The 11317-nt window shown below is 59.5% G+C and carries 2 protein-coding genes; both read left to right on the top strand.

Features of this window, described 5'->3' with window-relative positions:
• Positions 1 to 22: 22 nt before the first annotated feature.
• Positions 23 to 2785, top strand: a complete 2763-nt coding sequence (locus tag NMA52_RS10735; protein ID WP_254827664.1) for a putative Ig domain-containing protein — start codon at positions 23 to 25, stop codon at positions 2783 to 2785.
• Between the two features lie 475 nt (positions 2786 to 3260).
• Positions 3261 to 10541 (top strand): putative Ig domain-containing protein, encoded by a 7281-nt coding sequence (locus tag NMA52_RS10730; protein ID WP_254827663.1) that lies wholly within the window; start codon positions 3261 to 3263, stop codon positions 10539 to 10541.
• Positions 10542 to 11317: the final 776 nt, after the last annotated feature.

Here is an 11317-nt window from a genome sequence, read left to right as displayed (position 1 = left end):
ATCCCCACAAATACACGCTTTTATGTACAGAACCTTTACGTTTGCCAACCGGTGGACGGGCGTTTCCTTGCACGGGATGCTCGGTTTACTGGTCATCATGCTCTACGGAGCCATCCTCCCCGCCGCCACTTCGCCGCCACCGGCGGCGAGCGGCGCCCTCGCCCGCATCGAAAACATGACAAAGGTGCCCGGCAGCAACCGGGGCTTCCCGGCGGAAGATTACTTCACCTTTCACCGGTCCGACGTGACGAAAAACTCGAAGGGCCAAACCATGAAGTACGCCAATACCGCGAAGATGCGTATCCACAACGACGGTACCGGAACGCTCGTCATCACCAAACTAACCACCACGAATACCGCTAATTTCCGCATCACCGGGGTCAGCATTCCCTCCGGTGGATTACAGATTGCGCCTAAGGCATACCGGGACGTACAGGTGGAGTTCCTGACCACCGGTGGAGAGACCCGCCGGCTGATCACCGAATCACTGGTCATGAGCAGCAACGCCGACAACGCCTCCAGCGTAAAGGCCACCTTCCGGGGCGCTTACATGGCGCGGGTAGAAGGCGGTAGCGAGATCAACGTTCAGCAGGTTTTTGAGGCCTTCGGCTTCGGTACCCGGATGGGCGTAGACAACAACGGCAACCTCCAGGTGCGCCCGGGTTCCAATTACCCCAGCGCCTCTTCGGTCAATTCGGGTAAGGAGGGCGACCTCATCCTTTCCGGCATGTTTACTCAGGCTAATCCAAACAAGCCCGTACAGACGATCCAGATGTCGGCCTTTCACGGACCCGGCGGGGCACCCACCGAGCTGCGCGACGAAGCCAGTGCGCGGATCGTCGCCGAAATGAAGTACAATCACGGCGAGCAGTACCACCAGACCCTGCTGCCAAAACTCACCAACACGAGCACCCAGCAGGCGGGCGACTTTACCGCCAAGACCGGCCAACCCTTCCAGATCCTGGTTGCCGGTCACCGGACCACGGGTGGCACGTACGAAAACACCCGTAAGGACGAGTTGCTGGCCGTACGCGTCTACAAAGCAAAAGATCGCAGCGGCCGCGTCATTCCCAACGAGTACATCATCATCCAGGATTATATCGGTCAGGGTTGTGGTGCCGGAACCAACAACTGCGACTGGAACGACAATGTGTCGTACATCATTAACGCCCGTCCGCTCGCCGTACCTACGTCCAAATCCATCTCCTCGCTCACGGTAGCTCCCGGAGAAACCAAGGTTTATCCCTTAGCCGATTTCTTCGATCGGGGATATCCCGGAAACAAACTGACGTACGGCGCCCGTCTACAGGGCGGGGGCGCGCTCCCCTCCTGGATCTCCATCGACCGGTCCACGGGTACCATCACGGTAAAGGCCCCGGAATCGGCCGCCGGTCAGGGATACCGTATCGACGTAACGGCTACGGACTACAACAACCTGCGGACGACCTCCACCCTGTCGCTTACCATCAACGGCACCCCGGTCCCGCCCCCGCCGCCCCCTACTACGGAGACTGACTCCTACTGGTTGGAAGCGGAGTGCGCGCAGGTAGGATCGCGCTGGACCAAAGAATCATCCGGTTCCGCCTCCAACGGAAGCTACGTGGTCGTAAAGAGTGGAAACTCCTTCAGTACCCCTCCGGCCGACGAGGCCGCTAATCGGGTGCGGTTCGTGATTACGGATGCCCGGGCGGGCAGCTACCGCTTGTTCGCCCGCATCGACGCGCGCACCGGCAACGACGACTCCTTCTGGGTAAGGCTCAACAACGGTGCCTGGTACAAGTGGTTCGGCGGCATGGAGCAGGGCGTCGGCTTCGTCTGGAACAAGCTGCCCGGCAATGCGCTCTCCCTGAAGGAAGGTACCAACACGATCGACTTCGCCTTCCGGGAGGACGGTACTCGTTTGGACAAGGTATACCTAACCAGCGGCAGCGATACCCCGACGGGCATGGGCTCCGCCGCTGCCAATTGCGGTGCGGTAGACGATGCAACCACCTTCTGGCTCGAAGCGGAGTGCGGCAGCCTGGGGAGCGGATGGCAGTCGGTATCGTCCAGTTCGGCCTCGAGGAGCAACTACGTCGTCTTTGGGGGAGACCGCCGGATCGACAAACCCACCTCGAACGAGCCCAGCCAACAGGTGACCTATACCGTGAATCTCAGCCAGAGTGGCACGTACCACCTATTTACCCGAATCAACGCTCCCGACCCGGGCAGAAACTCCCTCTGGGTGCGAATTGATAACGGGAACTGGGTCAAGTTCTGGGAAGAGATCGGCGGAGCTCAGCTGCTGACCTCCGGGTTCGAATGGCGCAAGGTGAACGACGACGGCAACGACATCTCCTTTAATCTCTCCGCTGGCACTCACGTGATTCGCGTAGCCAATCGCGAACCGGGAACCCGCCTTGATAAACTCTACCTCTCGCGTAGCAGGGAACTGCCCACCGGTATGGGAAATGCGGCCTCGAACTGTACCTCAGCGTTAAGCGGGCAATCCGTAGCGTCCGCCCGTCCGGTCGGTCACAGCACTCTGACGGTACCTACGGAGGTAAGTTTGTTCCCTAACCCCGCGGTCGACCGGGTTACCTTGCAACTCACCGGCACCTATACGGGCCGCGTACTGGTCATCCTGACGGACATGACCGGTCGTCGGATCAGCGAGTTGACGTACGAGAAACAGGACGATCGCTGGAGTACGGAACTGGATGTAAGCGATCTTGCCGTCGGACTCTACCACATCCGTGCCCTAGCCGGAGACGAACAGCTGGTGCGGCCCTTCGTGAAGCGCTAAACGGTTCATCCACGTCAATTGACTTCCGGTATCGGGGCGGCGCCGTTGGCGCTGCCCCGATTTTTTTGCATTTAAACGCCTGCCTCGGGTAACATCCGCGATCTGTTTGGTATTAAATGCCGTATTGGTATATATTGCTATTAGACCTGCCCCGGGTATCAATAGTTAGTTATGGGCATTTTTGTTGACCGCAGGTCGAAGTGTCGTCTAACTAACTATTATACCAGTTTTACAGCCCCATTCCGTGATTAATATTCACTATGTTACGGTAAGTTTGGCCCCGGCTACCCCACCGCGTTAGTTTTCGTCCGGGACCCCGCGTTGATTTTCGGTCTTTTTAAGAGGTAAAAGCCTATTTCATTCTATTTCCTCCCTGTGTTGCCTAGCAATGCCCGGACTTCGAATGTCTTCAGGACGCCTCAGGATGGGCCTGCCCCTTCGGGCGCTTTGTACACAAGACACTATAACAACACAGATGAACAATTTTCTACGCGCAGCCATCGTGCTTCTGGGCACGTTGCTACTTACCACCACTTCGGTGCTTGCTGACAGCTACCATCAGGCTCCCGGCGACACCATTCACATCAATTTCTCCGATGATCTGACGGTAGCTCCGGTGCCGTATCTCCGCGACTTCGGGGAGCCGTTCGGCAGTCGCGGGGTGCACGAATACGGCTGGGTCGTACCCGGCACGGCCACCCCGCTCAGCCTTGTAGGCAACGGACGAAATCGTGCGCCAACGCCCGACGTCGACATTCTCAGCGAAACCCTGATGCACATGCAATACGGGGATACCGGCGGTAACCGCGGACCCACCGATGAGGGGGCCTGGGAAATCACCCTGCCCAACGGTTCGTACCGTGTAACGGTAGTAGCGGGCGATAGCGAAGGAGAGTCCCGCCCGGGCACCACCCATGTAGTAAACGTGGAGGGCTTTAACATCGTCTACCAACCTACGGTGTACGGCGCGATCAATCAATTTACCCGTAGTGGCGTCGTGGATGTAACCGACGGCCGGCTTACGCTGGACGCCATCGGTGGGTATAACGCAAAGATTTCCAGCGTAGTAATCGCTCCGGCCGCTCCGGAGCCCGTAGCCTTCTTCTCCGACGTAGTGCCCGCTAACGGAGCCACGGAGGTTTCTACTAATGCCTTCCAGATCACGGTAGCCGTGAACACTCCGCCGGGGTATGAACTCGACAAGAACAGCATCTCCGGTCGAGTGCGCCTGTTCGAGCAGACGGATATCGGCCTGGTGGAAGTCGCCTCTAATTCCAACGACACGGGGGGTGGTGACGCCATCACCCTCACGGCTTCCTCCGCCCTCAAACGTGCCACAACTTACGTCTTTCACCTGGAGGGGGTAATGGCTAACCGTACGGGTAACGTCAACGACCGCATCAACTTCCGCACCTTTACTTCTCAGTTCACGACGACCGCGGGAGAGGATACCAATCCTCCGGCAAACCTGGATGGGGTAAGCTTTACCCAAATAAGTGGAACGCAACTCGGTGCCGGTACCGCGGGTCGTTTCACCAGCCTCGTCATCGGTCCGGACGGCAAACTGTACGCCTCCACCCTCGGGGAATCCATCAAACGGTGGACTATCCTACCCGACGGAACCCTGACCGGTATGGAAGAGCTGAGGATAGACCTACGGGGTAGCAATCACCCGGTCACCGGCACTCCGGCTTCCGATGATCGCTTCATTATCGGACTGGCCTTCGCGCCGGAATCTACCGCCAGCAACCTGATCGCTTACGTGACCCATAGCGCGATGACGCTTACCGACGGGCCGGAATGGGACGGAAAGCTTACGAAGCTGAGCGGACCGCAACTACAAAATGTGCAAGATGTACTCATTCATCTGCCCCGCTCCCGCAAGGATCACCTCACGAACAGCGTGGTCTTCGGTCCCGCAGGCGATTTGTATTTCCTCCAGGGGAGTAACTCCGCGGGTGGCGAGCCCGATCCCGCCTGGGGTATGCGAAAGGAAAGTCTCCTGTCCGCCGCCGTACTCCGGCTGCGCCGGAATAAGCTTCCGGCCACGCTTCCTCTGAGCGTATTTACTACCTCGGACATATCGGTCATCAACGCCGCCCCGCCCTCCGGGATGGTTATGAGCGACGGAACGTACAACCCGTACTCCAACAACGCGCCCCTTACCATTTACGCCACCGGTGTCCGCAATGCCTACGATATGGTATTCCACAGTAACGGGTGGACGTACATCCCCACCAACGGAACGGCGGGGAACAATACGTCCTCGCCCAACGCTCCGGCGTCCGGCGCCTACGTACTACAGGACACCAGCGGCTTAGGCGTGCGTCGCCCGAACGGCACCTACTTCACCGATGCCACGGTACCCGCCATACAGGGGGGCGAAACACAGAAGGACTGGCTGTTCAAAACCCGCGGGGGCAGTTACCACGGCCATCCGAATCCGTACCGCGGTGAGTTCGTGCTCAACCACGGGGGCCTGGAGTACAGCGGTCTGCCCGGTCAGCTGGAGAGCACCTACCGGGATGTCACCAAATATCCGACCACCCTGGGCCCGGACCTCAACTATCTGGAGGTCGCTTACGATTTTTCGAAAAACAAATCGCCCAACGGCGCTATCGAGTACAAGTCCAATGCCTTTGGGGGCAAACTACGCGGCATGCTGCTGGTGGCTCGCTTCAGCGGACAGGACGACATCATCGTACTACAACCCGGCAACAACAGCGGCGACGTACTGCAGGCCTTCGAGGACATTCCGGGTTTACAGAGTCTCGACGATCCGCTGGACCTGGTGGAGGATCCGAAGACCGGCAATCTTTACGTTGCTCAGTACGACCGGGACGGGGGTGGCAAACAGAAGATCCTGCTCATGCGGGTCGCCGATCCGTCCATTCCGGTGCCGGTCATTGCGGCGACCCCCGAAGAACTGATTCTGGAAGCCGCCGTATTCTCGGCCAGTTCGCGCAGCGATAGCAAAACGATCGACATCACGAATACGGGGGAAACGGATCTGCACATTACCAGCCGCTCGATCTCGGGACCCTATGCCAGTCAGTTTGGCATCATCGGACCTTCCAATATAACGTTGGCTCCCGCGTCCGCGCAGGAATACACGATCACGTACATGCCCACCCGCGACCAGAATGCCCTGGGGTACCAACCGGCGGAACTCGTCTTTCAGAGCGACGGGAATCAGGGGGCGCCCTTCCGCGTCGGCTTACACGCATTGAAAGCCACCGGAAGCGGCGGTACCAGCGAGCCTCCCCTACAGACGATCGCCAACGTGCTGGGCATTGACGTCAACGTAGGCTGGAGTAGTCTGTCCGGAACCACGGATCCCAATCTACGGGGTGATGAAGTGAACGTCAAACTCTTCGAGGCCAACGGGAACGGGCCGGTCACGCTTACGCCGGTAGCCCGCTACTCCCCCGCCGAGGCGCTGCCCTTCGGCTATTACGTACGCAGCGGAGGCACCGTGACGACCCACCAATCGGGAGTACTCTCCGGTACCGGAGACGAGGCCCAGACTCTGTACCCGAAATTGGCTAGTGGCAGCCTCACCCTGGCCACCGGCGCACAGGGATTTGGCGTGTATCTGCACTCGGCTTACTTCGGTCGCAGCAGCTACACCCAGGATGATCTCAACGCGGGTCAGGTCCACCGCAGCCGGGTCTATCCCCTGCGCGATCGCCAGGGCCGTTCCGTGGACGGCAGTTACCTCATCTGCTTTGAAGACGATACGAACGGGGATTATCAGGACTACGTTTTCGTACTGAGCAACGTAGCCCCCCACAAACCGACCGCCAACCAGGCGGACTTCTCCGCGCGCATCAATTTTCAGGATGCCTCCTTTACTCCCCCCAGCGGCTACCGGGCCGATACCGGCGCCCCCTACGGCGCCCGGGGGGGTGGACTGACGTACGGGTGGATCGACCCCTTCAGCAAGTTGCCGACCGACAATACGGCCGGGGCGCGGGGGGCCAGTCGGGGCGTCACCGAGGGCAGTGGTACTGATGACAAACTGCGGTGGTCGTTCAACCATTTCGACCGCCTTAAGGGACATACGACCGTGACCCGCGACTGGGAAATAGCCGTCCCCAATGGTATCTACCGCGTAGAGATCGCGGCGGGCGATAAGGACTCCCTGAATAGTCGGCACACGATACGCGCCGAACGCGTGACCGTGATCGAAGACTTTGCTCCGTACTCCCTATCCAGCTACCGGCGGCACGGCACCGCTACGGTTGAGGTGCTGGACGGAAAACTTACGATCGACGACAACGGTGCGCAGGGCATCGGCAACTCGAAGATCCTCTTCATCCACATCGATCGCCTGCCCGATGCGACCCCGACCGGTGCGAAAATTCGATTTGAGAATATGACAAAGGCTCCGGGTACCAACCAGGGATTCCCGGCCGATGACTACTTCACCTTTTACCGTAGCCAGATCACGAAGAACGGTAAGGGGCAGGACCTGCTCGTGCACGACAAGAACGTAGTACGCATCCACAACTCGGGAACCGCACCGCTGGTCATCAACCAGCTGACGACTACCAGCACCAAGCACTTCGTGATATCCGGGCTTTCTATTCCCCCGGGCGGCCTAACGGTCAATCCGGGCCAGTTCGTGGACGCAACGGTCACTTTCATCCGCAACGACGGGCAGGCGAAGGTACTAGTGACGGAAAAACTGGTGATCAACTCCAACGCGGACAATGGTGCCACGGCGAACGTGACCTTGCGAGGGGGCTACGTGTACATCCCGGAGGGAAGCGGGGAGATCAGCGCCCAGCAGGTCTTCAATGCCTTCGGCTTCACGACACTTATGGGTCGGGACGCAACCGGCGAAGTAGTCGACCGGCCGAGCTCCGAGTATCCGTCGGATGCCGCCGTGAACAGCGGGCTCGAGGGCGACATGATTCTGAGCAAGTTTTTCGTCCAGGCGGATCCGAATAAACCTATCCGTATGATCCAGCTGTCGGCACTCCACGGTCCCGGCGGCGCGCCTACGGAACTGCGGGATGCCAGTTTCCACGTCGTCGGTGAGATGAAGTACAACCACGGGGATAAGTATCACCAGACCCTGCTGCCTAAAGCCACCGACGTATCAAACGTGATTGCCGGTAAGCAGGTCGCGGCCATCAACGTACCCTTTCAGATCATGATTGCCGGCTACAGTACGCTCGGGGGGACCACCACCGGCGCGCGCCGCGATGAGATTCTCGGCCTGCGGGTGTACCGTGCCCTGGACCGTGACGGAAAGACGATCCCGAATGCTTACATCCTGAACCAGGATTACGTAGGGGATGGTTGCGGAGTGGGTACGGCCAACTGTGACTGGCAGGACAACACTTCCTACATCATCAACGTGCGGCCCGTAGGCGTTCCGTCGGCTACCCCGATCGCGGATCATTCCGCTCCGGCCAACCAGACTACATCCTACAACGTGACGGCCTCCTTCAAGCGGGGGTACGCGGGAAACGTACTGAACTACACCGCCGCCCTATCCGGCGGGGCTGCCCTTCCGGCCTGGATGCAACTGGGACTGCGTTCGGGTACCTTTAGTTTCAACCCGCCGTCAACCGCCGTCGGAAACGTATACACCATTCAGGTGAAAGTGACGGACGGGAACGGACTTACCGCCAACTCCAGCTTTAAACTGACTGTCACCTCGGGCGGAGGGGGCGTGCCCACCAATGAGCCTCCCATCGCGGTCGCTACGGCATCGCCCACGTCCGGTACCGCTCCTCTATCGGTCACCCTCGACGGCTCCGCGTCGACCGACTTTGACGGCGGGATCGTGCAGTACGCCTGGACGTGGAGCGGCGGTTCGGCGTCCGGTCCCAAACCGACGGTCGTATTCGCGGCCGGCAGCTACTCCGTCACGCTGACGGTCACCGATACTAAGGGGGCCACCGATACCGATATCGTCAATATACAGGCGGGGTCGGCGCCACCGCCCCCGCCCCCACCCCCGCCGGGTAACTATCCCAACACGTTCTGGCTGGAAGCGGAGTGTGCTACGGTCGGCGCCAACTGGACTACGGTGAACGACGCCGCCGCCTCGGGGGGTAAGTACGTCGTGTTCCCGAGCGGCAATTCGACCTCGAGCCCACCCGGTGACGTACCCGCCAACCGTATCCGGTTCAGCATAGAAGCCGAGGCGGGCACTTACCATCTTTTCGCCCGGGTGGATGCACCGAGCGGCTACGACGATTCTTTCTGGGTCAGGGTCAACAACGGCAGCTGGTACCAGTGGAACAGTGGCTTCCAGCAGGGCGTGGGATTTGCCTGGAACAAAATGACCGGCAGCCTGCCGACCCTGGTAGCGGGCCCGAATACCGTCGACTTCGCTTACCGTGAGGACGGTACGAAATTTGACAAACTGTACCTCTCCAAGAGCAGTTCTTCCCCATCGGGAATGGGCAATACCGCCACGAACTGTAGTGACTCGCCGCCCCCGCCCCCACCTCCGCCGCCACCACCGCCGGGTGACGTAGCATCCACCTTCTGGCTGGAAGCGGAGTGCGCCACCGTGGGCAGCAACTGGCTCGTAGCTACCAGCACCGCCGCCTCGGGAGGTAAGTACGTCGTGTTCCCGAACGGAAATTCGACCGGACTTCCCCCCTCCGACGTACCCGCTAACCGCATTCGCTTTACCGTTCAGGCCGAAGCCGGTGATTACCACCTCTTCGCCCGGGTAGACGCGGCCAACGGGGGCGACGACTCCTTCTGGGTACGCGTCAATAGCGGCAGCTGGTATAAGTGGAACAGCGGCTTCCAGCAAGGTGTAGGCTTCGCCTGGAATAAGATGACGGGTAGTTTGCCCACGCTCCTCGCCGGCGCTAATACCATCGACTTTGCCTACCGCGAAGACGGCACCAAGTTCGACAAGCTGTACCTGTCAAAGAGCGGCACCGCACCAACGGGACTGGGGGCTACGGCTACCAACTGTGGCAGTACGCCGCCGCCGCCACCACCACCGCCGCCACCGGGTGACCTGGCCACTACCTTCTGGCTGGAGGCAGAATGCGCGATCGTCGGCAGCAACTGGGTAACGACCAACGATGCGGCCGCCTCGAACGGCAAGTTTGTGGTATTCCCGAACGGAAATTCGACGAATACGCCGCCGAACGATGCCGCCGAGAACCGCATTCGTTTCACCGTCCAGGCCGAAGCGGGTAGCTATCACCTGTTCGCGCGGGTCAACGCCGCTGACGGCTACGATGATTCCTTCTGGGTACGGATCAACAACGGTGGTTGGTACAAGTGGAACAGTGGTTTCCAGCAGGGCGTAGGGTTCGCCTGGAACAAAATGACGGGAAGCCTACCTACCCTGATTGCGGGGACCAACACCATCGACTTTGCCTACCGCGAGGACGGCACGAAGTTGGATAAGTTGTACCTCTCGAAGAACGGAACCGCGCCGACGGGTATGGGTGCTACGGCCAGCAACTGCAGCAGTTCCGCCGGTGCCTTTACCGCCGCCGCCACCGTGACGCCAAGCCCGCAGGTAAGTCTGTTCCCGAATCCCGCTACGGACGAACTGACGCTGTCGCTGGAAAGCGAGTACCGGGGCCGGGTAACGGTGTGGGTCACCGACGTTCACGGACGACGGCTGAGTGAACAATACCTCAGCAAGGATGACCGCTCTTTACAATCGGAGATCCGTATCGTCGATCTCCCGTCCGGCATCTACCGATTGTTGCTGCTGGAGGGCGAGCGACGAACAATTTTACCCTTCATCAAACTTTAACGTATTTATTTCGGGGCCGCTCCATCAGGATGCGGCCCCGCTTTTTTGCGTGCCCCTCCCCGCCCCATTTGAAGAGGCCAAATGCCGGTAGATACAAGGATTTACTGAACATTTATTGCCCTCCCGCCGCCGCCGCCGCCCACCTTTGTCGGGTAGAAAAATCACAACGTGCACACCGTGCACCACCTGCCCTTACTGAACACTGCTTCCCGTAAATTTTGATTTTTCCGAATCTTTCCTAATTTTGTGCATTCCTAGCGTCCGCGTACTCTCACGCCGACCCGGCTTTCCAAACACATTTTACGACACGAGACAATTGCTTTTGCCCTTCGGGGCGGGGCCGCAGGTTCATCGTATCCAGCCAACAGCCAATTCCGTTGGATACGCCCCGTGGTCATTTTTACTCACCTTGTCTAACGAGCCGTAATAATATGACGTGTAAAACCTCCCAAGAAAGCCCCCGCAGCAGACGCCGCATTACGGACCGTTCCGTCCGTCTTTCCCCGCCGACGAGCATTCGTTGCACCACTCTTACTCCGGAATCCGCCCCCCAGGGTGGTCTTCCGTGCGTCGGAGTCGAAGATGCGAATCGGTAGGATTATGTGGAATCTCAGCCAAACTTTCACTACATCGATTGACCGCCCCGCCGGCGATATTCTCGGTACGGTCGTTGCCGAGCTACGTCGCGGACTCCGGTCAGTCAACACATGGGTTGGACGACCGCCTGCCGGCCTTCCCGCCCTTGCACCCATCAACTCAATATCTCAGAAAACCGT

The sequence above is a fragment of the Lewinella sp. JB7 genome (assembly GCF_024297185.1).
Classification (GTDB): Bacteria; Bacteroidota; Bacteroidia; order Chitinophagales; family Saprospiraceae; genus Neolewinella.
This window is presented reverse-complemented; position numbering and strand designations above follow the sequence as displayed.

Coding starts and splice junctions, on each gene's coding strand:
- NMA52_RS10735 (WP_254827664.1), top strand. CDS start 23: ATGTACAGAACCTTTACGTTTGCCAACCGGTGGACGGGCGTTTCCTTG.
- NMA52_RS10730 (WP_254827663.1), top strand. CDS start 3,261: ATGAACAATTTTCTACGCGCAGCCATCGTGCTTCTGGGCACGTTGCTA.